Origin of the sequence: Serratia sp. SA088 (assembly GCF_049065515.1) — a bacterium.
GTDB classification, from domain to species: Bacteria; Pseudomonadota; Gammaproteobacteria; order Enterobacterales; family Enterobacteriaceae; genus Serratia; species Serratia nematodiphila.
Genome location: NZ_JBAKGW010000005.1, coordinates 211,095 through 233,478, shown reverse-complemented (window position 1 = coordinate 233,478; position 22,384 = coordinate 211,095). Strand labels below are relative to the sequence as shown.

Below are 22,384 nucleotides of genomic sequence, written 5' to 3'. Positions count from 1 at the left end.
ACTATCCGCGCCGGAGTTGACCAGACAGTCGCCGCTTCATTGCCGTCCTCTTCGGGGAGACAGATGGAGGGGAGGAAAGTCCGGGCTCCATAGGGCAGGGTGCCAGGTAACGCCTGGGAGGCGCAAGCCTACGACTAGTGCAACAGAGAGCAAACCGCCGATGGCCCGCGCAAGCGGGATCAGGTAAGGGTGAAAGGGTGCGGTAAGAGCGCACCGCGCGGCTGGCAACAGTTCGTGGCACGGTAAACTCCACCCGGAGCAAGGCCAAATAGGGGTTCACATGGTACGGCCCGTACTGAACCCGGGTAGGCTGCTTGAGCCAGTGAGCGATTGCTGGCCTAGAGGAATGACTGTCCACGACAGAACCCGGCTTACCGGTCAACTCCCTCGACAAAAGAAAACCCCGCGCAACGCCTGTTGCGCGGGGTTTTTCGTTTTTCGGCCGGCTTACACCGGCAGGTCAATCAGCAGCGCGCGCAGCGGCGTCTCGGCGCGGATCGTCAGGCGGTTTTCCTCACGCACGAAGGCGCCGTCGCCGCAGGTCAGGCGTTGCGCTTCGTGGCGCTCGCCGGTAGCGGCGATGGTGCCGTGAATCGATTGCAAATAGGCGCGCGGCCCGTTAATCGTCAGCGTTTGTTCTTCGCCCGGCTGCAGATCGAGATGGTGGATCCAAACCTGCTGGCGCAGCTGCAGGCTACCCTGCGCGCCGTCCGGCGAGGCCAGCAGCAGGTTGCCCGCCGCCGGCAGCGCCAGGCGCTGCACCCGCTCGTTGTTGCGTTCCGGGCAGGCGTCCAGCCACAGCTGCAGGCGGGTCAGCGGCGTATCGCTGCTGACGTTCTGTTCGCTGTAACTCAGGCCCGGCTGGGTGGCCAACAGCAGCGCTTCGCCGGCTTTGGCGCGCGCGGTGTTGCCGTCGCTGTCGCGGTATTCCGCCTCGCCCTGCAGGATCAGGTTCAGGATATCCACGCTGGGATAGGTGCGCGGCTGGAACGACGCGCCCGGTGCCAGCACCTCCTGATTCAGCACCCGCAGCGACGCGTAGCCCATCAGTTTGGGATCGAAGTAGTGACCAAAGGAAAAGGTGTAGCGAGCCTGCAGCCAACCAAAGTCAGCTTGCCCGCATTGTTGTGCTGTTCTGCATGTAATCATGGCAATCGGCTCTCTAAATTCATTATCCAAATGGTAAGCATCTGGACGTCGGATTGTTAGCCAGTTAATCTGGTCGGCATATTCAAATTTCCTGACAGAGGGATGTGATGGCCAGAGATCGGGCGCTCACGCTTGAGGCGCTGAGAGTGATGGACGCGATCGACCGGCGTGGCAGTTTCGCCGCGGCCGCCGACGAATTGGGCCGGGTGCCGTCGGCGCTCAGCTACACCATGCAAAAATTGGAAGAAGAATTGGACGTGGTGCTGTTCGACCGTTCGGGCCACCGCACCAAGTTCACCAACGTCGGGCGCATGTTGCTGGAGCGCGGGCGGGTGCTGCTGGAGGCGGCCGATAAGCTGACCACCGACGCCGAGGCGCTGGCGCGCGGTTGGGAAACCCACCTGACCATCGTCAGCGAAGCGCTGTCGCCGCCGAGCCTGCTGTTCCCGCTGGTGGACAAACTGGCGCTGAAGGCCAACACCCAGGTGTCGATTTTCACCGAAGTGCTGGCGGGCGCCTGGGAGCGGCTGGAACAGGGGCGCGCCGACATTGTGATCGCGCCGGACATGCATTTTCGCGCGTCGTCGGAGATCAACACCCGCAAACTGTACAAGGTCATGAGCGTTTATGTCGCCGCGCCGGATCATCCTATCCACCAGGAGCCGGAGCCGCTGTCTGAGGTGACCCGCGTGAAGTACCGCGGCATCGCGGTGGCGGATACCGCCCGCGAGCGCCCGGTGTTGACCGTACAGCTGCTGGACAAGCAACAGCGCCTGACGGTGAGCACCATTGAAGACAAACGCCTGGCGCTGCTGGCCGGGTTGGGGGTGGCGACCATGCCGTATCCGATGGTGGAGAAAGATATCGAGGCCGGACGGCTGCGTGTGGTGGGGCCGGAATACAGCCGCGAAGCCGATATCATCATGGCCTGGCGGCGCGACAGCATGGGGGAGGCGAAAGCCTGGTTCCTGCGCGAAATTCCGCGCCTGTTCGCGCAGCGCTAACGTCGGTTGGATGACATCCCCTTGCCGGGCGGCAAGGGGATTTTTTTGCCTTAGCCGAAGCGCTGGTCGCGGCCGTGCGGCTCGTCCAGATCCTGCGCCGGCCCGATGGAAATGATGCCGTGCGGGTTGATGGTGGCGTGGCTGCGGTAGTAGTGGTTGCGAATGTGCGGCAGGCTGACCGTTTCGGCGATGCCCGGCATCTGGTAGATGTCGCGCAGGAAACCGTACAGGTTCAGATAGTCGCTGATGCGGTGTTTGTCGCACTTGAAGTGGGTGACGTACACCGGATCGAAACGCACCAGCGTGGTCCACAGACGCAGGTCGGCCTCGGTCAGCCGATCGCCGGTCAGGTAGCGATGTTGCCCCAGGATCTGCTCAAGGCGCTCCAGCGCGTTGAATACCCCGTTGACCGCTTCGTCATAGGCTTCCTGGCTGGTAGCGAAACCGGCCTTGTACACGCCGTTGTTCACTTGCTCGTAAATCCAGCCGTTCAGCTCATCGATCTTACCGCGCAGATCGGTCGGGTAGTAGTCCCCGGCCCGAGCGCCGACGCCGTCAAACGCGCTGTTGAACATGCGGATGATGTCGGCGGATTCGTTGCTGACGATGGTTTGCCGCTGTTTATCCCACAGCACCGGCACGGTCACGCGCCCGCTGTAGTGCGGATCGGCCCGCAGGTAGATCTGGTACAGGAAGTCGGCGTGATACAGCGGATCGCCGGTGGTTTCAGGAAAATCCTGGCCGAAGGTCCAGCCGTTTTCCAGCATCAGCGGGTGCACCACCGAGACCGGAATAATCTGCTCCAGCCCTTTCAATTTGCGCATCAGCAGCGTGCGGTGCGCCCAGGGGCAGGCGAGAGAAACATACAGGTGATAACGGCCCGCTTCGGCCTGGAAGCCGCCCGCGCCGTGTTCGCCGGGCTGACCGTCGGCGGTCACCCAATTGCGAAACTGAGCGGTTGAACGTTTGAAACGGCCGCCGGTAGATTTCGTGTCATACCAGATGTCTTGCCAAACGCCATCGACGAGTTGTCCCATGGGAATCTCCTTGGTGTCCGAGTGAAAAACGACAGGGCCCGGCATGCCGGGCCCTGAATGACAGTTTAGATTACCATTTCTTGTTCAGAAGACGGTCGATGCTGAAGCCGCCCGGGCCTGCGATCGCCAACACGATGAAGCCGCCGGCGATGGTCAGGTTTTTCATGAACATCAGCTGGTTTACGCCTTCCGCAAAGTCAGTGTGGAACAGCAGCGCGGTCAGGATGGTGAAACCGGCAGTGAACAGCGCCACGGTGCGGGTCAGGAAGCCGAACAGGATCGCCAGACCGCCGCCAAACTCCAGCAGAATGGTCAGCGGCAGCAAGAAGCCAGGCACGCCCATCGATTGCATGTACTGTTGGGTTCCGGCATAAGCGTCACCCATTTTGCCGTAGCCTGCCACGATAAACAGGATTGGCATCAGAATACGAGCAACCAACAAACCTGTATCTTCTAATTTTTTCATCATCTACTCCAAAGTGTTTTTGTGTGCCTGTTCGGCGGTAGTCATATCAACGGGCGGTATATCGGGTCTCTCACCCTGTTCGGCCCATATCGTATTGATGGAGTGAATGTTAATCGGGAAGTGCTCAGGTTGTTAGCAAGTAAAACTGTCGTAATTTTTCAAAAAATCTGAATCTTTAGCGTGCTAATAAACTGACGCTTGTCAGCAGGTTGCCCAGCCCTCGGGATAAACAGCGCTGTTTTAAGGGGAAAACGAGGGCAGAGCAACAGGATGTTTGAAGGAAAAACGCGGGGCTTACTTGGCGGAGAAGGTCTTTTTAAACAGTCGGATAGCGCTCCAGGCACCGAAAGCGCGACGCGACCAGCGGATCATCTTGCTGGGGTGGCGGATGCCGTACAGCGCCATGACGCTGGAACCGAGTACCAGATAGCGGCGCAGGCCAAAAACGGTCTGCCAGCCGCGGTCAATGCGTTCGGTTTTTTCCAGCCACAAAGACTTGTGTTCGGCCAGATCCAGACGCTGTTGCTGGATCTGGCGAATCAGCCTCTCTTTTTTCCATTCCAGGTAGCGGCGGCGGCTCATGGCTCGCGCTCCAGTTCGGCGCGGTCGAGTTCCAACTGCTTGCGCGTGGCGCCCAGCAGCGTGGTGCGACGGGCCTTGACCAGCGTCCAGATGGTGCCGACCACGGCCAGAAACAGCAGCACGCCAGTGGTGGCGCCCAGCGCCACCAGCCGGTAGACCGGATCGATGGCCCAGAAGATCAGGATCAGCAGGCTCATCAAACCGAAGGCGGTGAACAGCAGTGTCATACCGGCCATGATCAGCAGCTGAATGAGGTTGGCTTTCTCCTCTTCCAGCTCGACCACCGCCAGCCGGACACGGGTTTCCACCATGCCGACCAGGATCGTGATGATGCGCTGACCGATATCCAGAACCCCTTTGGCGGGGCCCTGCGCGCGCACTTGCGGTTGTTCAGCCATGATTAGCGACGCGCGAGCAGCACGCCCAGCACCACGCCGACCGCCGCGCCGATACCGATGCCGGTCCACGGGTTGTCGCGCACATAGTCGTCGGCCTGGCCGGCGATCTGTTTGGTTTGCGAAGCCAGCTTGTCACCGGCGTCGCTCAGGCGAGCGCGGGTCTCTTTCAGCGCGCCTTCCGCCTTCGAACGTAGCTTCTCCAGCTCGGCTTTCGGCTTGTCGGTGGAGGAGTTCAGCACTTCCTCCAGCGTATCGGCTAAGGACTTCAGTTCAGCGCGTAAGTTTTCTGCATTTGAATCATGTGCCATGTGATTATTCCTTAACGTTTATTTCGACAGACTTTTAACATAGCGGATTTTTTCGCCGGAGCAAAGGGGTGATGGCCAGCAGATAACACCAGACATCAATTCCATATGCTTAAGAAATCCCGTGTGATGGGGCTCTCATCGATAAATCCGCTGGTGTAAAAAAATTATTCCGCCTGGGCGCGTTTCAACTCAGCTTGCGCTTCCGCCAGCTTTTGCTGCTTCTTGGCGACCTTGTCCAGCTTGCCGGTTTGCTGCGTTTCTTTCAGCTCCTGCCGGCGTTCTTCGACCTTGCGCTGTTTCTCTGCGATGTTTTTCTGGCGTTCGGCCTGCAGGCCGGCTTCGGTGCAGTGAGTCTGCACTTCGCTCAGCGCTTTTTTCAGCCCGTCCACGCGGTGGGTGTTGCCGTGTTGGGTGGCGTAGTCGATTTGCTGTTGGATGTTTTGCGCTTTGGCGGCGCAACCGCCCTCTGCGGCCGAAGCGAGGGCCGGCAGCGTGCAGAGTGGCAACAGCAGTAACAGGGAGTGGCGTAATTTCATCTTTCAGTTCCTTGTTCATGGGATGCCTGAACAGGCATCCGCTTTCCTGGCTGCCGAAGGCGGCAGCGCGAGAGGAGGGCGTTCATCGCCGGCTGAAGTTACCCTTCAGCATAGTCATGAAACCGGCGAGCCCCCAAAGAATCAGCCGTGACCCAGTGCTGACTGATTAATTCTTGAGCTAATCGATGCGAATGAAAATGAAGATTATGGCAATGAAAGGAAACCCCTTCATATGAAGGGGGATTATCCCAGATTGAGCGGGGAGCGCGCAAATTCGCGCACCCAATGCGACGGCACGGGGGACTCGCTCAATGCGATGTGGTAACCGGGTGGCAGAATGGTTTGCAAAGCTTCGCGCGCCAGCAACTGCTGCTCCGGCGAATCCAGACGGATGACCAGGCCATCGCCTTCCGGCGTAATGCTTTTGATGCGGATGCCGCGTTCATCCAGGCGCTGGTAGACATAAAAGCCGTCGGGCAGCGACAGCCCTTGCTGGCTGGCGCGGATGCGCAGCTCGCTCTCGGTGCGCACCATGCAGGGCACCAACAGCGTCGCCAACGCCAGCAGGGCGAGCGCGATCATCAGGACGTATTGCCAGCGCGGGCGCTTTGCTGTCACGCCCCTTTCCCCGGATTCTGGCTATTGGCGCGCTTCTTGCGCCACAACACGATCAGCGAGCCGACCAGCCCGACCACCAGCAATACCAGCGGCAGCATCATCAGGCAGAACATCAGCTGATCTTCATACTTGCGGAACACCGGAGTTTTCCCCAGGGCGAAGCCCAGCGTCGTCAGGATCAAGACCCACAGCAGGCCGCTCATCCAGTTGAAGAACTGGAAGCGTGCGTTGCTCAGGCCGGACAGGCCGGCGATGGTCGGCAGCAGGGTGCGCACGAAGGCCAGGAAGCGGCCGACCAGCAGGGCGGAAAGGCCGTGACGGTGGAACAGGTTATGTGCACGCTGATGGTAGTGGGCCGGCAGATGCGAAAGCCAGCCTTGCACCGTTCGCGTATTGCCGAGCCACCGGCCTTGTATATAACTGACCCAGCACCCCAGGCTGGCGGCGACGGTCAGGATAACGATGGTCAATGGGAAGCCCATGGTGCCTTTGGCGATCAGCACGCCGACCAGGATCAGCAGGCTGTCACCCGGCAGGAAAGCGGCCGGCAGCAGGCCGTTCTCCAAAAACAGGATCATGAACAGCAGGATGTAGAGGGTCCACACCAACGAAGGGTTCGCCAGCGTCTCAAAATCCTGCTGCCATAAGGCATGTATCAGTTCTTTAATGATGTCCATCCGGTGTTCCTAAAACGTCATTGTTTATTTTTATCTCAGCGGCGGAGCGGGCGTGAGCTGAAAGCGCGCGGCGATCCTGAGTGCTGATAACGATGAAACGGCGTTGCTTTAAGGTTTCTAAGCGATGCGACACCGGTCATAGGTGGTAAGTCAGCGTGCCACGGTACTGCATGTTGCTTTCTTTCCAGCCGGCCTGCCGACTTTGTTGCCTGGAGGCGTCCAGCATCCAGTCGACCTGGGCAAGCCGGTTGGGGGCCGGGGTGTCCTGGCGGGGGAAACGAATTCGGTAGCCCGGCTCTGCGGCCAGGGTATAGACCGGCGCCGGCAGGGAGGACGCGAGCAGCGAACCGGGGAAAGAGTACGCTCTGGGCAGCAGCAGCGGCAACTTGCCGGGGGCTTTGCGGCGCGCTTCGGCCGGCGCCCGATACACATGATCATAGGGGGAAAGCGCCGGCTCCGCCAGCGGCGGCAGGCTGCTCAGCGCGTTGGGGGTGGGCTTGGATGACGCCACGCATAGCTGTTGGCCGGAGACCGAACCGGTCCAGCAGAAAAGAGCAATCAGCATGGCAAACAACCAGCGCATTTATTCGCGTCCCGCCCCCGCAGCAATGGGTAAAAAAGTGGGCTAACTCTACCAAAATAGCACGATTGGCAACAGGGAAATCTACGTTGCCGACGGTGAAATAGTACACGGCAAACGGCGGTTCCGGCATCGATTCAGCGGATTTTACATTACCTGACATAAGCCGACGGTTTTTGACCGCCGTGGCTATTTCGGCTCGTGGTTCACGCCATCCAGATGCACCACCGGATTCTCGGCGAACAGGTAGCGATCGGCGTTGTATTCGAAGTCATCGCTGGTGGCGTTGAACAGCATCTGTTTGGTGTTTTCCAGGTGCTGCCACATCGCCAGTTTGGCGGCGTAAGGGTCTTTGCGCATCAGCGCCTTGAGGATCTGATCGTGATCGTCACACCAGCTGGCGATCGAGCGTTCGTCGATATGCTCGTGCAGCTTTTTCCAGTAAGGGTTGTTGACCCGCTGCACCCACATTTTTTCCACGATGGTGGCCATGGCGGTGTTCTGGGTGGCCAGCGCCACCTGCACGTGGAACTTCAGATCCCACTGCGAGTCGCGGAAGCGATCCTCTTTACGGGCGTGCTCCTGGATCTCCATCAACTGCACGATATCCTGCTTGGTCACCTGGGTGGCGGCGAATTCGGCGATGTTGCTTTCGATCAGCTGGCGCGCCTGCAGCAGCTCGAACGGGCCGGCGGTGGCGAACTCGATGCTGTCGCCCGGCACCACCAGGTGTTTTTGCTGGTTGGACACCACGTGGATCCCGGAGCCCTTGCGCACGTCTACATAGCCTTCCACTTCCAGCATGATGATCGCTTCGCGCACCACGGTGCGGCTGACATTCATCTCTTCGGCGATGTATCGCTCGGCCGGCAGCTTGTCGCCCACCGGGTAGCGGCCGCTTTCGATGCGTTGCTTAAGCTCGGCGGCCAGTTGCTGATACAGGCGTCTGGTTTCGGTGAATTCCATAGTGAATGCTCTATACGGTGCGGTGGGAAGGGGCGCGTGGCCATCGGATTTGTTATACCACTTATTCGGCACCGCTGCCAGAGGAGCAAGAGGCCCGGCGCGGCGGCCGGGCGGCGGGATCAGCTGCGCGCCGGGGCCGGTTGCAGCGTGGCCGGCTGGGTTTCGGCGGCCGGACGGTTTTGCAGCACCGTCCAGATGACGATGGCGCCGAGAATGTCGAAGACCGACAGCGCGGCGAACAGCGGGCTGAAGCCGAGGGTGTCCGCCAGGGCGCCGACCACCAGGGCGAACAGCGTGCTGGCTGTCCAGGCCGCCATGCCGGTGAGGCCGTTGGCAGTCGCCACCTCATTGCGGCCGAACACGTCGGAAGAGAGGGTGATCAGCGCGCCGGACAGTGCCTGATGGGCGAAGCCGCCGACGCACAGCAGCGCGATAGCCGCGTAAGGGCTGGTGAACAGGCCGATCATGCCGGGGCCGATCATCAACACCGCTCCCATCGTCACCACCAGCTTGCGTGAGACGATCAGGTTGACCTTGAAATACTTCTGGAACAGCGGCGGCAGATAACCGCCGACGATGCAGCCGAGATCGGCGAACAGCATCGGCATCCAGGCGAACATGGCGATCTCTTTCAGGTTAAAACCGTAGGCCTTGAACATGAACAGCGGGATCCAGGCGTTGAAGGTGCCCCAGGCCGGCTCCGCCAGAAAGCGCGGCAGCGCGATGCCCCAGAACTGGCGGTTGCGCACGATCTGCCAGGCGGACATCTTTTTGGCGTTAGAGGTCTGGTGCTGGGCTTCCTGGCCTTCGAGGATGTAACGGCGCTCTTCCTGGCTCAGTTTCTTCTGATCTTTCGGGTGTTTGTAGAACAGCAGCCAACAAATGGCCCAGATCAGGCTCAGCACGCCGGTGATGATGAACGCCATTTCCCAGCTGTGCGCCACGATGGCCCATACCACCAACGGTGGGGCGATCATGCCGCCGATCGATGAACCCACGTTGAAATAACCGACGGCGATCGAACGCTCTTTGGCCGGAAACCACTCGCTGCTGGCCTTCAGCCCGGCGGGGATCATGGCCGCCTCGGCCATGCCGACCGCGCCGCGCGCCAGCGCCAGGCCGCCCCAGCTGTTGGCCAGCGCGGTGCCCATACAGAACAGCGCCCACAGAATGGCGAACATGGCGTAGCCGACCTTGGTGCCCAGCACGTCCAGCACGTAGCCCGCCACCGGTTGCATCACGGTGTAGCAGGCGGAATAGGCGGCGACGATATAGGAATACTGTTGGGTGGTGATGTGCAGCGTATCTTCCAGCGTCGGCGCCGCGACGGCGATGGCGTTGCGGGTCAGGTAGCCCAGCACGGTGCCGATGGTCACCAGTCCGATCATGTACCAGCGTAACCCTTTAATTTTACGCATCCGAAATGTCTCCCCGTTTGAAGGTGTGGCCGTCGATGCGGCTGGCGAGACAATAACCTGTCATACAGGTTTAAAAGTTGAGTGATATCACAAAAGGAATTATTCGCCTGAGCGATACTGTCGCTGGTGAAATAGTGCGTTTACGCCGCACGCTTGCCGTAAAATTGAGCGAAAAAGGGATTAAAGGACCTTAAACCAGCAGCTCATGGGAAAAATTTGCTGGACGCCTGTGAAAATTGGTGTGATAACTTTTGTGATTCGACCCCGTGCCGCACGGCAAGTAAGGAGCCCGAGATGGCGACGTTTTTGAGCGAAGATTTCCTGCTGGACAACGAATTTGCCCGGCGCTTGTATCACGACTATGCGGCGCCACAGCCGATTTTCGATTATCACTGCCATTTGCCGCCACAGCAGATCGCGGAGAACACCCGTTTCAGCAACCTGTACGATATCTGGCTGCGGGGCGATCACTATAAATGGCGGGCGATGCGCACCAACGGCGTGGCGGAGCGGCTGTGTACCGGCGATGCGGGCGATCGCGAGAAATTCGACGCCTGGGCCGCCACGGTGCCGCATACCATCGGCAACCCGCTCTATCACTGGACGCATCTGGAGCTGCGTCGGCCGTTCGGCATCACGGATACGCTGCTGTCGCCGGCCACGGCGGATGAGATCTGGCAGCGCGGCAATGCGCTGCTGGCGCAGGATGAGTTTCGCGCGCGCGGCATCATGCGGCAGATGAATGTGAAAATGGTGGGCACCACCGACGATCCGATCGACGATCTGCGCCATCATCGGGCGATCGCCGACGATCGTGGCTTCGATATCAAGGTATTGCCGAGCTGGCGGCCGGACAAGGCTTTCACTGTCGATGCACCGGGCTTCAATGACTATCTGCGGCAGCTGGAGGCGGCGGCGGATACCGCCATCGGCCGCTTCAGCGCGCTGTGCGACGCCCTGTACAAGCGCATGGATCACTTCGCCGCCCACGGCTGCAAGGTGGCCGACCATGCGCTGGACGTGGTGGTGTTCGGCGAGGCCGATGAAGCGGCGCTGGATGCGATCCTGCTGCGCCGCCTGAACGGCGAGCTGCCGACGCCGGAACAGAGCGCCCAGTTCAAAAGCGCGGTGCTGCTGTTCCTGGCCGGCGAGTACCGGCGCCGCGGCTGGGTGCAGCAGTATCACATCGGCGCGTTGCGTAATAACAACAGCCGCATGCTGGCCGCCGTCGGGCCGGATATCGGTTTCGATTCGATCAACGATCGGCCGCTGGCGGAGCCGCTGTCGCGGCTGCTGGATGCCCAGGCGCGGCAGGGCGGCCTGCCGAAAACCATTCTCTACTGCCTCAACCCGCGCGATAACGAAGTGATCGGCACCATGATCGGCAATTTCCAGGGGGAAGGCACGCCGGGCAAGATGCAGTTCGGTTCCGGCTGGTGGTTCAACGATCAGAAGGACGGCATGCAGCGCCAAATGACGCAGCTGGCGCAGCTCGGGCTGCTGAGCCGCTTCGTCGGCATGCTGACCGACAGTCGTAGCTTCCTGTCGTACACGCGCCATGAATACTTCCGCCGCATTCTTTGCCAGATGATCGGTCGTTGGGTGGCGGACGGCGAAGCGCCGGCGGATATCGCGCTGCTGGGCGAAATGGTGAAAAACATCTGCTTCGACAACGCCAAAGACTATTTCGCCATTGAACTGGCGTAGCCGTTATCCGGGACCGGTTTATGCAAAGTACGATAAAGATTCACGAGCAGGATAACGTGGCGGTGGCGCTGCGCGATCTGGCTGCCGGAGAGTGCGTTGAGCTGGAAGGCGCGGTCATCCAACTGGCGCAGCCGGTGGCGCGCGGGCACAAATTTGCGCTCGGCCCGATCGCCAAGGACGAGGACATCATCAAATATGGCCAGTCGATCGGCCATGCGCTCGCGGCCATCGGGCCGGGGGAGCATATTCATTCGCAAAACGCCAAAACCAACCTGAGCGATCTGGACAGCTACCGTTACCAACCGCAGTTCCCGACGTTGCCGCCGCAGGCCGCGGATCGCGAGGTGCAGTTGTACCGACGGGCCGGCGGCGAAGTGGGGATCCGCAATGAGCTGTGGATCGTGCCGACCGTCGGCTGCGTCAACGGTATCGCTCGCCAGATCCAGCAACGCTTTTTGCAGCAAACGCAGGCAGAGGGGATCGACGGCGTGCATCTGTTCAGTCACCCGTTCGGCTGCTCGCAGCTGGGGCAGGATCATGCCAACACCCGCATCATGCTGCAGAACCTGGCGCGCCATCCCAACGCCGGCGCGGTGCTGGTGATCGGGCTGGGTTGCGAGAACAATCAGGTGGATGCCTTTCGCGCCACGTTGGGGATAGAGGACGAGCGACGGCTGCGCTTTATGGTGTGCCAACAGCAGGACGACGAAGTGGAAGCCGGGCTGGCGCTGTTGCACGAGCTGTACCGGGAGATGCGCCACGATCGCCGCGAGCCGGGCCGCCTGAGCGAGCTGAAGTTCGGCCTGGAGTGCGGCGGTTCGGACGGATTGTCGGGTATCACCGCCAACCCGCTGCTGGGGCGGTTCTCCGATTATGTGATCGCCAACGGCGGCACCACGGTGCTGACCGAAGTGCCGGAGATGTTCGGCGCCGAGCGCATTCTGATGAGCCGCTGCCGCGATGGGGAGACCTTCGACAAAACCGTCGACATGATCAACGATTTCAAACGCTATTTCATCGCCCATCAGCAGCCGATTTATGAGAACCCGTCGCCGGGCAACAAGGCCGGCGGCATCACCACGCTGGAGGAGAAATCGCTCGGCTGCACCCAAAAGGCGGGGTTAAGCCAGGTGGTTGACGTGCTGAAATACGGCGAGCGGCTGCGCGTGCCGGGGCTGAATCTGCTCAGCGCGCCGGGCAACGACGCCGTGGCGACCAGCGCGCTGGCCGGCGCCGGCTGCCATATGGTGCTGTTCAGCACCGGGCGCGGCACGCCGTACGGCGGCTTTGTGCCGACGGTGAAGCTGGCGACCAACAGCGAGCTGGCGGCGAAGAAACCGCACTGGATCGATTTTGACGCCGGCAGCCTGATCCACGGCGTGGCGATGGAGACGTTGCTCAGTCGCTTCATCGATCTGATTGTCGAGATCGCCAACGGGCGTCCGGCGCGTAATGAAACCAACGACTTCCGCGAGCTGGCGATCTTTAAAAGCGGGGTGACGCTGTAAGGCTGACAAAAAAGGCGCTCGAAGGAGCGCCTTTTTGATGAAGCAACGCGCGATTAACGCACCTTCAGCGGATCTTCGTTCGCCAGCCGCTGGTCTTCCGCCTGGCAGGCCGCGGCGGTGAACAGCACGTCGGTGGAGGAGTTGAGGGCGGTTTCCGCCGAATCCTGCAGGACGCCGATGATAAAGCCGACCGCCACCACCTGCATCGCCACGTCGTTCGGAATGCCGAACATGTTGCACGCTAGCGGGATCAGCAGCAGCGAACCGCCGGCCACGCCGGAGGCGCCGCAGGCGCAGAGGGCCGCCACCACGCTCAACAGCAGGGCGGTCGGGACGTCCACCGCGATGCCCAGCGTGTTTACCGCCGCCAGCGTCAACACGGTGATGGTGATCGCCGCGCCGGCCATGTTGATGGTGGCGCCCAGCGGGATGGAAACCGAGTAGGTGTCCTCATTCAGGTTCAGCTTCTTGCACAGTTCCATATTCACCGGGATGTTGGCGGCGGAGCTGCGGGTGAAGAAGGCGGTCACGCCGCTCTCGCGCAGGCAGGCGAACACCAGCGGATACGGGTTGCGGCGGATCTTCCAGTAAACGATCAACGGGTTGAGCACCAGCGCCACCAGCAGCATGCAGCCAAGCAGCACCATCAGCAGCTGGGCGTAGCCCCACAGCGCGCCGAAGCCGGTTTCCGCCAGCGTGGAGGCCACCAGGCCGAAGATGCCGAGCGGCGCACAGCGGATCACCGCGCGCACCACCAGCGTGACCGCATGGGACATGTCGTTGATCAGCCCCTTAGTGGTCTCGGAAGCGTGGCGCAGCGCCAGCCCCAGACCGACGGCCCAGGCCAGAATGCCGATGTAGTTGGCGTTAATCAGCGCATGGAATGGGTTGGCCACCACGCTCATCAACAGGCCCTTCATCACCTCCACAATGCCGCCCGGCGGGGTAATGTCCGTCGCGCCGGTGGTCAGCGCCAGCGTGGAAGGGAAGATAAAGCTGACGACCACCGCCACCAGCGCGGCGGCAAAGGTGCCCAGCAGGTAGAGGAACAGGATCGGGCGAATGTTGGTCTTCTGCCCCTGTTTATGGTTGGCGATCGAGGCCATGACCAGAATCAGCACCAGCACCGGCGCCACCGCTTTCAGCGCGCCGACGAACAGGGTGCCGAGCAGGCCGACCGCCGCTGCCGCCGCCGGTGAAACCAGCGCCACCAGAATGCCGGCCACCAGGCCGACCATGATTTGTTTGACCAGGCTGCCCTGCGTGATCTTTTGTAGTAGTTTTTGCATAGTGCTTTCTTCCTGATGTTATCTGGCCGCCGCGGCGGGAACGACGCCAGGCAGCTTTATATGATTCTGTAACTAAGTGTGTTTGCCGAATCAGTATTCAGCAATCGAATGATGTTGGAAAGAGGCGAGGGTGAAATTCTGAGCGCGGATCAACACTTGATAACATACTGGTTACATTTGTGTGATCGCAATAACGTTTGGCGTTTTGGGGGAATTGCCAAACAATCACGGGGCGACTAGCGCCCCGGATAACAGATTATGGTTATTTCTTCGCCAGGCGATCGTTGCGGTGATTGACCCAGGCGTTGATCAGCAAGGTGAACGTCAGGATGCCCGCCACCACGCCGAGCGACACGCCGATCGGGATGTGGAAGAAGTCGATAATCAGCATCTTGATGCCGATAAATACCAGGATCACCGACAGGCCGTATTTCAGCATCGAGAACCGTTCCGCCACGTTGGCCAGCAGGAAGTACATGGCGCGCAGGCCCATGATGGCGAACAGGTTGGAGGTCAGGACGATGAACGGATCGGTGGTCACGGCGAAGATCGCCGGAATGCTGTCCACCGCGAAAATCACGTCGCTCAGTTCCACCAGGATCAGCACCAGCACCAGCGGGGTGGCGAACAGAATGCCGTTGCGGCGCACGAAGAAACGCTCGCCTTCCAGGCTGTCGGTCATGCGCAAGCGGCTGCGCAGCCATTTCACCAGCGGTTTGTCGCCGATCGCCGAGTCATCTTCCTTCGCCAGCGCCATTTTAATACCGGTGAACAGCAGGAAAGCGCCGAACAGATACAGCAGCCACTGGAACTGGCTGACCAGCCAGCTGCCGGCGAAGATCATGATGGTACGCAGCACGATCGCCCCCAGCACGCCGTAGATCAGCACCCGCCGTTGCAGGTTGGCCGGCACGGCGAAGTAGCTGAACAGCATCAGCCAGACGAACACATTATCCACCGCCAGCGCTTTTTCGATCAGGTAGCCGGTCAGGAAGGCCAGCGCCTGGGTATCGGCGACGGCGCGCCCGGCGGTTTCATTCAGGTAGTACCAGAAACCGAAGTTGAACAGCAGGGAGAGGCTGACCCACACCAGCGACCAGCTGGCGGCCTGCTTCATAGTCATGGTGTGCGCGCCTTTACGGCCCTGCAACAGGAGATCGATTGCGAGCATCACGACTATGACGGCGGCAAAGCTGCCCCATAACCACGGTGTGCCAACGGAATTCATCATCAGAGGTATCCTTCAAAAACAAAAACGGCCAACGTCGGAAGACGCCAGCCGCTCTGTGAACGCTGCAAGCAAACCTCGCCTTCCGGCAAGGTCTCACTTACAACGTTGATGAAGGTGGTTACACCTTTGACATCAGGTTGCCCGGTAACCGGATGCTTGCGCATCGTAATGACGATTGACCGGCAATGAAGTTACTCCCCTTTGCAGAGCAGAAAGTAATGCAAAATGTGTCGGCGGTCAACGTGAATCGCGTTAACCGGCCATCGCTTTTTGCGCGCCGAGGCTGACGACGAATCCCTGCAGCAGCAGGCGGCTGAATGGCGTGTCGCTAACCTGTTGTTGTTGCTGTTGGTAGCGGGCCTGCTGCTCGGGATGCAGCTCGCCGAGCCACTGCAGATACTGGCTCATCACCGCGCCGTTGAATTCCGGGTGGAACTGGGTGGTCAGGGCGTGATCGCCATAGCGCAGGATTTGGTGCGCGTCCTGCTGCGAACGCGCCAGCGTCTGCGCGCCGGCGGGCGGCGTCAGCACGCTCTGCGAGTGGATCAGGTTGGCCTTGAAGCGCGGCGGCAGCAGGGTGAGCCGCCGATCGTCGGCCGCGGCGGGCAGCAGTTCGATCTCCAGCGTACCCACCTCCATGCCCTGCGGGTGGTAGCCCACTTCGCCGCCGAGCGCGTAGGCCAACAGCTGATGGCCGTAGCAGACGCCGAACAGCGGCAGTTTGATCGCCATCGCCTGGCGCAGCCACTCGGCGGCTTCCTCGCTCCACGGCAGCCGTTCGGTCACCATCGCCGGCGAGCCGGTGATGACTACGCCGCAATAGGCGGCAGGCGGCAACGGCCGTTCGCCGGCGGGCAGGTGCACGATGTGCGCGCGTTCGGCGTCGATATTGCCCTGTTGCAGGAACATGCCTTCAAAGTTGGCCAATTCCTGACGAATGGCCTGCGGCGCGTCGCCGGTTTGCATCACGAGCAGCGGTTTCATCTCATTCTCCGTCGGCGGGGAAGACGACGCCGGTCTGGCGGCGGATATCGGTCAGCAGGCGGGCGACGATCAGCGAATTCTCCAGTCCCGGATGTTCCACCTGATGCTGCTCAACCAGCTCGGCGAAGGCCAGCGCCTCATACAGCATGGTGTTGATGTGCTGCGGCTGGCTCAGATCCTGGCGGTTGCCGCCGCGCGGCGTCAGCGCCACGCCCTGGCACTCGGAAATCTTGTCGATAATCAGCGTGCCTTCCTCCCCCTGGATCTCGCTGGGGATCGCCGAGTCGCTGACCTTGGAATGGGAAAGCGTGACGTCGAAATCACCGTAGTTCAGGCAGACGGTGCCGTGGGCGTCAACGCCGGTATCGAGCAGTGTGGCGCTGGCGAGCACCGACTGCGGCGCGCCGAACAGCGCTACCGCGCTGGCCAGGCAGTAGTAGCCGATATCCATGATTGAGCCGTTGGAGAACTGCGGGTTAAAGGTGTTGGGGTTCTCGCCGGCGAGATAACGCGGATAGCGCGAAGAGTATTGGCAGTAGTTGATAAAGGCTTTGCGTAACCGGCCGACGTTCGGCAATGCCTGTTGCAGCGCCAGAAAATTCGGCAGATAGGCGCTTTTGAACGCCTCGAACAGCACCACCTGGTTTTCCCGCGCGCAGGCTACCAGCTGTTCCGCTTCGCGCTGGTTGGAGGCCAGCGGTTTTTCGCAGATCACGTGCTTTTTATGGCGCAGGAACAGCAGCGATTGCGGGCAGTGCAGGGAATTGGGGCTGGCGATATACACCGCGTCTATGGCGTCAGACTGCGCCATCGCCTCGAGCGAGTCGAAAAACTGCGTGACCTGATAGTTGGCGCCAAACGCCTGCGCCTGTTCCAGCGAGCGTGAATACACGGCGCTCAGCTTGAGTTTGCCGCTTTCATGGGCGGCATCGATAAAACGTTCCGTAATCCAGTTGGTGCCGACAACGGCAAAGCGAATCATAGCGAGCTCCGGTCCAGCCTAAAACCGCAGATTATCACGCCCTCACTCGCTATGCATACAGCTCGCCGAACAGCGAAAGGTGCGTCAGATACAGCCGGGTATCGAACTCCAGCTGGTGATAATCGGGCTCCATATGGCAGCACAGGCTGTAGAACGCCTTGTTGTGATCTTTCTCTTTCAGATGCGCCAGCTCATGCACCACGATCATGCGCAGGAACGGCTCAGGCGCGACCTTGAACACCGTCGCCACGCGGATTTCCGCCTTGGCCTTCAGCTTGCCGCCCTGCACGCGCGAGATGGCGGTGTGCAGGCCCAGCGCGTGCTTCATGACGTGGATCTTGCTGTCATAGGCCACCTTGCTCAGCGGCTGGGCGTTGCGCAGATACTGGTTTTTCAGATCGACGGTAAACTGATACAGCGACTTGTCGGTGGTGCAGTCATGCACCTGCGGATAGCGCTGCAGCAGCACGTCTCCCAGCCGATTCTGATGGATCAGTTGCTGCACCTGGCTTTGCAGATGCGTTGGGTAGCCTTGCAGGTAGGCGAGTTCGATGTCATGCATGAGTGATATTGCGTCCCAGTATTTCTTTGATTGGCCGCAGCCGCACACGTTGCGCATCGGCCTGTCTGGCTTCCCAGCGATCGTGTGCCGCCTGCAGGTTTAGCCAAAAGTCGGCGGTCGTTTCGAACAGGTCGGCAAACAGGTTGGCCTCGGCAACGCTCATGCGTCGATGCCCGTTGCACAGGCGGTTAACAGTGGCACGGGTGACGCCCAGTACCTTCGCCAGTTCTTCCTGGCCGATGCCCAACGGCGTTAAATACTCTTCCTGCAGCACTTCCCCCACCGTGGTGGGTTCGCGAGTCGTGGTTTCCAACATAGGTTCCCCCTCGTTCAGGTATCTTGGTGAGGATCGAGGTAAATTTTTTCAGCGGCATCATGCCGCCACTGGAACATCAGCCGCCAGTGCATATTGACGCGCAGACTTGACCATCCCTGAAATGGCCCGGATAGCCGCTTGTAATAGTTACCCGTGGGGTGATGCAAATCACGCTCTTGCTGCGCGGCGGCCAATATATCGAGCTTTCTGGCCAACTGCCGCTCGAGCACGCCGGGGATCAGACGGCTGCGTTTGCCTTCCAGATAGAACTGCTCCAGATAGCGATCGCGGAAAGATTTAATCATGCTTTCCCCCTTCCATAGGGACTGGCAGTGTAACATTTAAAGTTACACCTCGTCAGGTTAAAAAAACGTCGACATGGGTGCTTGGGAGGGAAAGGTTAATGTTGTTAAAGGAGAAAAGGGACGCGGGTTTTCAGATACGCGGCGCAATACGCAATTTATCCGAAAAAACATTTTACTGACGGGCGTTTTTAGGGGATAAACAGCCCAAATTTTATCAGTCAGGAGGGGCAATGAGCCAACTCGATCTGGGAACACAGCAACTTGAGCTGGAGCGTTATCCCCAACAGGAAGAATCCACCCAACTGCAGGCGTGGGAAGCGGCGGACGAATATCTGCTGCAACAGCTTGAAAACGTAGATATCGGCGGCCGCCCGGTGCTGATTTTCAACGATAACTTCGGCACCCTGGCCTGTGCGTTGCACGCGCATCGCCCTTACAGCGTCAGCGATTCGTACATGAGCCAGCTGGCGACGCGCCACAACCTCAAACTCAACGGTCTGGATCCTGAGCAGGTCACGCTGCTGGACAGCCTGGCCGAGCTGCCGGCGGCGCCGGCGGTGGTGCTGATTCGCGTGCCGAAAGCGCTGGCGCTGCTGGAACAGCAGCTGCGCGCGCTGCGCCACGTCGTGACCGAAGACACGCTGATCGTCGCCGGCGCCAAAGCGCGCGACGTGCACACTTCGACGATGCAGCTGTTTGAAAAAGTGCTGGGCCCGACGCGCACCAGCCTGGCGTGGAAGAAAGCGCGTCTGATCTTCTGCCAGGCGGCGGATATCGTCCCGCCGGCAGCGGCGGAAACCACCGACTGGACGCTGGACGGCACCGATTGGCTTATCCATAACCACGCCAACGTCTTCTCGCGCGGCAGCCTGGATATCGGCGCGCGCCTGTTTATGGAACATCTGCCGCGCGGCCTGAACGGCCACATCGTCGATCTGGGCTGCGGCAACGGCGTGATTGGCCTGACGGCGCTGGCGCAAAACCCGGAAGCGCAGGTGACCTTCGTCGATGAATCTTACATGGCGGTGGCTTCCAGCGAGCTGAACGTGGAGCACAACCTGCCGCAAGAGCTGGATCGCTGTCAGTTTGAGGTGAACAACGCGCTGGCGGGCATCGAGCGCGAAAGCGTGCAGGCGGTGCTGTGCAACCCGCCGTTCCACCAGCAACACGCCATTACCGATCACACCGCCTGGCAGATGTTCTGCGACGCCAAGCGCTGCCTGCAGGTGGGCGGTGAACTGCGCATCGTCGGCAACCGTCACCTCGACTACCATCAGAAGCTCAAGCGCCTGTTCGGCAACTGCACGCTGGTGGCCTCGAACAAGAAGTTCGTGATCTTGAGAGCGGTGAAATCCGGCGCGCGTCGCTGAGCGTGAATAACAAGGGGCGCCGGGCGCCCCTCTGGCTGTAGACAAAGGGGGAAAAAGCGTGGTTTTTCCCCCTTTGTGGATATCAGCCGAAAATCAATAAATTGATTTTCCTTGTTCTCTATTCGCTGCTCTCTGCCAACCCGGCATGGGGATGAGGTTTGTCATCAATATCAGGGGCGCCGGGCGCCCCTTTTTTACAGCGCCATCGCCAACCGCGTACCCTGATCGATCGCGCGGCGGGCGTCCAGCTCGGCGGCCACGTCGGCGCCGCCGATCAGGTGCACGGTTTTCCCCATCGCCAGCAGCGGCTGCTGCAGTTCGCGGCGCGGTTCCTGCCCGGCGCAAATGACCACCGTGTCCACCGGCAGGCAGCTGTCTTGCTCGGCGCGGGTGATGTGCAGCCCTTCGTCGTCGATCAGCCGATAGCTGACGCTGTTGAGCATCTTCACGCCGCGCATCGCCAGGCTGGCGCGGTGGATCCAACCGGTGGTTTTGCCCAGGCCTTCGCCCACTTTGCTGGTTTTGCGCTGCAACAGATAGATTTGCCGGGCGGCGCGTGGCGCCTGAGGGCCTTGCTCAGCCAGACCGCCGCGCTGTTCAAGGCGCCCGTCGATGCCCCATTCGCGGTTGAATTCCGCCTGATCCAGGCTGCTGGACACGCCGTGCTGGCTGAGGTACTCGGCGGTATCGAAGCCGATGCCGCCGGCGCCGACGATCGCCACCCGCTGGCCGACCGGTTTTTTATCGCGCAGCACGTCCAGATAGCTCAGCACCTTGGCGTGCCCGATGCCGGGGATGTCCGGGGTGCGCGGCACGATGCCGCAGGCGAGGATCACCTCATCGAATTCGCTTAAATCCGCCGCTTCGACCTTGACGCCCAGCCTGACCGTCACTTCACGCAGCGCCAGCTGGCGGCGGAAGTAACGCAGCGTTTCATGGAATTCTTCCTTGCCGGGGATCTGCTTGGCGATGTTGAACTGGCCGCCGAGCTGCTCGGCGGCGTCGAACAGCGTCACCTGATGGCCACGGCTGGCGGCGGTGGTGGCGAAGGCCAGCCCGGCAGGGCCGGCGCCGACCACCGCCAGTTTTTTCGGTTTTTCCGCCATCGTCAGCGGCATTTCGGTTTCGCGGCAGGCGCGCGGGTTGACCAGACAGGAAGTCAGCTTGCCTTCAAAAATCTGGTCGAGACAGGCCTGGTTGCAACCGATGCAGGTATTGATCTCGTCGGCGCGCCCTTCAGCGGTTTTTTGCACAAAGGCGGCGTCGGCGAGGAACGGGCGCGCCATCGACACCATATCGGCGCAGCCGTCCGCCAGCACCTGCTCGGCCACCGCCGGATCGTTGATGCGGTTGGTGGTGATCAGCGGGATGCTGACCTTGCCCATCAGCTTGCGGGTCACCCAGCTGAATCCGGCGCGCGGCACCATGGTGGCGATGGTCGGAATACGCGCTTCGTGCCAGCCGATGCCGGTATTGATAATGGTGGCGCCCGCCTGTTCGACTGCCAGCGCCAGCTGTTCGATCTCTTGCCAGCTGGAGCCGTCTTCCACCAGGTCGAGCATCGATAGCCGGTAGATCAAAATGAATTCCGGGCCCACCGCCTGGCGCACCGCCCTGACGGTCTCGACGGCGAAGCGCATGCGATTGGTGAAGCTGCCGCCCCATTGGTCGTCGCGCTGGTTGGTGCGCGTCGTCAAGAATTGGTTGATCAGATAGCCTTCGGAACCCATCACCTCAACGCCGTCGTAGCCGGCCTGCTGCGCCAGCGCCGCACAGCGGGCGAAATCGGCGATGGTTTGCTCAATCTCCGCTTCGCTGAGCGCGCTCGGCGTAAACGGGTTGATCGGCGCCTGCAGCGCGGAAGGAGCCACCAGTTTGGGTTGATAGCTGTAGCGGCCGGTGTGCAGGATCTGCAGCGCAATTTTGCCGCCCGCCTGATGGACGGCCTCGGTCACCGGGCGGTGGTGAGGCAATTGCGCCTCGCTGTTGAGGAGCGAACCGCCGCGAAACACCACGCCCTGTTCGTTCGGGGCAATGCCGCCGGTGACGATCAGCGCCACGCCGGCGGCGGCGCGCTCGGCATAGAACGCGGCCAGGCGCTGCGGGCCGTCGGGCAGCTCTTCCAGGCCGGTATGCATCGATCCCATCAGCACCCGGTTTTTCAGGGTGGTGAAGCCGAGATCCAGCGGCGCCAGCAGGTGAGGGTAATTGCTCATTGCACTCTCCATCGGGTGAAATCGGGGCCCGTTGTTATAATTATGTGAACACAAGTGGTCGGATGAGATAAATCTAGCCGTTGTCGCGCCGCTTGGGAATCTGCGTTGCGCCGAATGTGATAGATGTCATGAATCTCAGACTCTGTTTGCATAACGAACAAAAGATCGGTTAGCC

At 60.8% G+C, this 22,384-nt stretch carries 24 protein-coding genes and 1 other RNA gene; 5 read left to right on the top strand and 20 right to left on the bottom strand.

Translation table 11 applies throughout. The features are described from left to right. Positions 1-12 precede the first annotated feature (12 nt). Positions 13-390: RNase P RNA component class A (gene rnpB, locus ACOWVD_RS14940), an RNA gene on the top strand. 57 nt (positions 391-447) lie between these two features. On the opposite strand, the gene ACOWVD_RS14935 is transcribed toward rnpB, so the two are convergent. Then, the gene (locus ACOWVD_RS14935) at positions 448-1,149 is read right to left on the bottom strand and encodes a pirin family protein (protein WP_004937111.1); all 702 of its coding nucleotides are present in this window, start codon (positions 1,147-1,149) and stop codon (positions 448-450) included. Positions 1,150-1,256: 107 nt separating this feature from the next. Here ACOWVD_RS14935 and ACOWVD_RS14930 point away from each other — a divergent pair, with 107 nt between their 5' ends. Then, positions 1,257-2,153 carry a LysR family transcriptional regulator gene (locus ACOWVD_RS14930; protein WP_004937113.1) on the top strand — a complete coding sequence of 299 codons (897 nt, stop codon included), beginning with the start codon at positions 1,257-1,259 and terminating at the stop codon, positions 2,151-2,153. A gap of 50 nt (positions 2,154-2,203) precedes the next feature. Here ACOWVD_RS14930 and ACOWVD_RS14925 read toward each other — a convergent pair whose 3' ends face one another. From ACOWVD_RS14925 to ACOWVD_RS14875, 11 genes are all read right to left on the bottom strand, one after another. After that, the gene (locus ACOWVD_RS14925; RefSeq protein WP_421105645.1) at positions 2,204-3,190 is read right to left on the bottom strand and encodes a glutathione S-transferase family protein; all 987 of its coding nucleotides are present in this window, start codon (positions 3,188-3,190) and stop codon (positions 2,204-2,206) included. 70 nt (positions 3,191-3,260) lie between these two features. Then, positions 3,261-3,656, bottom strand: coding sequence for a DoxX family protein (locus tag ACOWVD_RS14920; RefSeq protein WP_031300242.1), 396 nt, complete (start codon positions 3,654-3,656; stop codon positions 3,261-3,263). Positions 3,657-3,950: 294 nt separating this feature from the next. After that, positions 3,951-4,238 carry a YqjK-like family protein gene (locus tag ACOWVD_RS14915; RefSeq protein WP_004937121.1) on the bottom strand — a complete coding sequence of 96 codons (288 nt, stop codon included), beginning with the start codon at positions 4,236-4,238 and terminating at the stop codon, positions 3,951-3,953. Next, complete coding sequence (locus ACOWVD_RS14910; protein ID WP_015379160.1) at positions 4,235-4,636, bottom strand: phage holin family protein; 402 nt, start codon at positions 4,634-4,636, stop codon at positions 4,235-4,237. The genes ACOWVD_RS14915 and ACOWVD_RS14910 overlap by 4 nt, the downstream gene beginning before the upstream one ends. Before the next feature lie 2 nt (positions 4,637-4,638). Then, entirely contained in the window at positions 4,639-4,944 is a 306-nt protein-coding gene (locus ACOWVD_RS14905; RefSeq protein WP_004937125.1) for a DUF883 family protein, read from the bottom strand. 164 nt (positions 4,945-5,108) lie between these two features. Then, positions 5,109-5,480 carry a DUF1090 domain-containing protein gene (locus tag ACOWVD_RS14900; RefSeq protein WP_015379159.1) on the bottom strand — a complete coding sequence of 124 codons (372 nt, stop codon included), beginning with the start codon at positions 5,478-5,480 and terminating at the stop codon, positions 5,109-5,111. A 243-nt stretch (positions 5,481-5,723) separates the two neighbouring features. After that, entirely contained in the window at positions 5,724-6,098 is a 375-nt protein-coding gene (mzrA, locus tag ACOWVD_RS14895) for an EnvZ/OmpR regulon moderator MzrA (protein ID WP_004937130.1), read from the bottom strand. Next, positions 6,095-6,775 (bottom strand): DedA family protein, encoded by a 681-nt coding sequence (locus tag ACOWVD_RS14890; RefSeq protein WP_004937132.1) that lies wholly within the window; start codon positions 6,773-6,775, stop codon positions 6,095-6,097. Before ACOWVD_RS14890 ends, mzrA begins: the two co-directional genes overlap by 4 nt. 136 nt (positions 6,776-6,911) lie before the next feature. Further along, positions 6,912-7,358: a hypothetical protein gene (locus ACOWVD_RS14885; RefSeq protein ID WP_049241480.1), complete on the bottom strand. Its 447-nt coding sequence runs from the start codon at positions 7,356-7,358 to the stop codon at positions 6,912-6,914. 186 nt (positions 7,359-7,544) lie between these two features. Continuing rightward, on the bottom strand, positions 7,545-8,321 hold the full coding sequence (gene exuR, locus ACOWVD_RS14880) for a transcriptional regulator ExuR (protein ID WP_004937137.1): 777 nt from the start codon (positions 8,319-8,321) through the stop codon (positions 7,545-7,547). A 119-nt stretch (positions 8,322-8,440) separates the two neighbouring features. Beyond that, on the bottom strand, positions 8,441-9,739 hold the full coding sequence (locus ACOWVD_RS14875; protein WP_015379157.1) for an MFS transporter: 1,299 nt from the start codon (positions 9,737-9,739) through the stop codon (positions 8,441-8,443). Positions 9,740-10,033: 294 nt separating this feature from the next. Here ACOWVD_RS14875 and uxaC point away from each other — a divergent pair, with 294 nt between their 5' ends. Both uxaC and ACOWVD_RS14865 read left to right on the top strand, forming a co-directional pair. Beyond that, positions 10,034-11,446, top strand: a complete 1,413-nt coding sequence (gene uxaC, locus ACOWVD_RS14870) for a glucuronate isomerase (protein WP_004937143.1) — start codon at positions 10,034-10,036, stop codon at positions 11,444-11,446. A 20-nt stretch (positions 11,447-11,466) separates the two neighbouring features. Further along, positions 11,467-12,954, top strand: a complete 1,488-nt coding sequence (locus ACOWVD_RS14865; protein ID WP_421105644.1) for a UxaA family hydrolase — start codon at positions 11,467-11,469, stop codon at positions 12,952-12,954. Positions 12,955-13,007: 53 nt separating this feature from the next. Here the strand turns inward: ACOWVD_RS14865 and sstT are convergent, their stop codons facing one another. The 7 genes from sstT to ACOWVD_RS14830 form a co-directional block, all read right to left on the bottom strand. Further along, positions 13,008-14,243 (bottom strand): serine/threonine transporter SstT, encoded by a 1,236-nt coding sequence (gene sstT / locus ACOWVD_RS14860; RefSeq protein WP_004937146.1) that lies wholly within the window; start codon positions 14,241-14,243, stop codon positions 13,008-13,010. Between the two features lie 262 nt (positions 14,244-14,505). Continuing rightward, complete coding sequence (locus tag ACOWVD_RS14855; RefSeq protein WP_015379153.1) at positions 14,506-15,474, bottom strand: TerC family protein; 969 nt, start codon at positions 15,472-15,474, stop codon at positions 14,506-14,508. A 252-nt stretch (positions 15,475-15,726) separates the two neighbouring features. Next, positions 15,727-16,458, bottom strand: coding sequence for a glutamine amidotransferase (locus tag ACOWVD_RS14850; RefSeq protein WP_004937150.1), 732 nt, complete (start codon positions 16,456-16,458; stop codon positions 15,727-15,729). 1 nt (position 16,459) lies between these two features. After that, positions 16,460-17,440 carry a Gfo/Idh/MocA family protein gene (locus ACOWVD_RS14845; protein ID WP_049241481.1) on the bottom strand — a complete coding sequence of 327 codons (981 nt, stop codon included), beginning with the start codon at positions 17,438-17,440 and terminating at the stop codon, positions 16,460-16,462. A 49-nt stretch (positions 17,441-17,489) separates the two neighbouring features. Continuing rightward, a complete protein-coding gene (locus tag ACOWVD_RS14840) occupies positions 17,490-18,002 on the bottom strand; it encodes a M48 family metallopeptidase (protein WP_016930176.1) in 513 nt (170 codons plus the stop codon). Further along, positions 17,995-18,318 carry a HigA family addiction module antitoxin gene (locus ACOWVD_RS14835; protein ID WP_015379150.1) on the bottom strand — a complete coding sequence of 108 codons (324 nt, stop codon included), beginning with the start codon at positions 18,316-18,318 and terminating at the stop codon, positions 17,995-17,997. The genes ACOWVD_RS14840 and ACOWVD_RS14835 overlap by 8 nt, the downstream gene beginning before the upstream one ends. A 14-nt stretch (positions 18,319-18,332) precedes the next feature. Next, on the bottom strand, positions 18,333-18,623 hold the full coding sequence (locus ACOWVD_RS14830) for a type II toxin-antitoxin system RelE/ParE family toxin (RefSeq protein ID WP_048325546.1): 291 nt from the start codon (positions 18,621-18,623) through the stop codon (positions 18,333-18,335). A gap of 230 nt (positions 18,624-18,853) precedes the next feature. On the opposite strand from ACOWVD_RS14830, the gene rlmG reads away from it, so the two are divergent. After that, positions 18,854-19,993 carry a 23S rRNA (guanine(1835)-N(2))-methyltransferase RlmG gene (gene rlmG, locus ACOWVD_RS14825; protein WP_015379148.1) on the top strand — a complete coding sequence of 380 codons (1,140 nt, stop codon included), beginning with the start codon at positions 18,854-18,856 and terminating at the stop codon, positions 19,991-19,993. Between the two features lie 194 nt (positions 19,994-20,187). On the opposite strand, the gene ACOWVD_RS14820 is transcribed toward rlmG, so the two are convergent. After that, positions 20,188-22,209: an FAD-dependent oxidoreductase gene (locus ACOWVD_RS14820; protein WP_421105643.1), complete on the bottom strand. Its 2,022-nt coding sequence runs from the start codon at positions 22,207-22,209 to the stop codon at positions 20,188-20,190. Positions 22,210-22,384 lie beyond the last annotated feature (175 nt).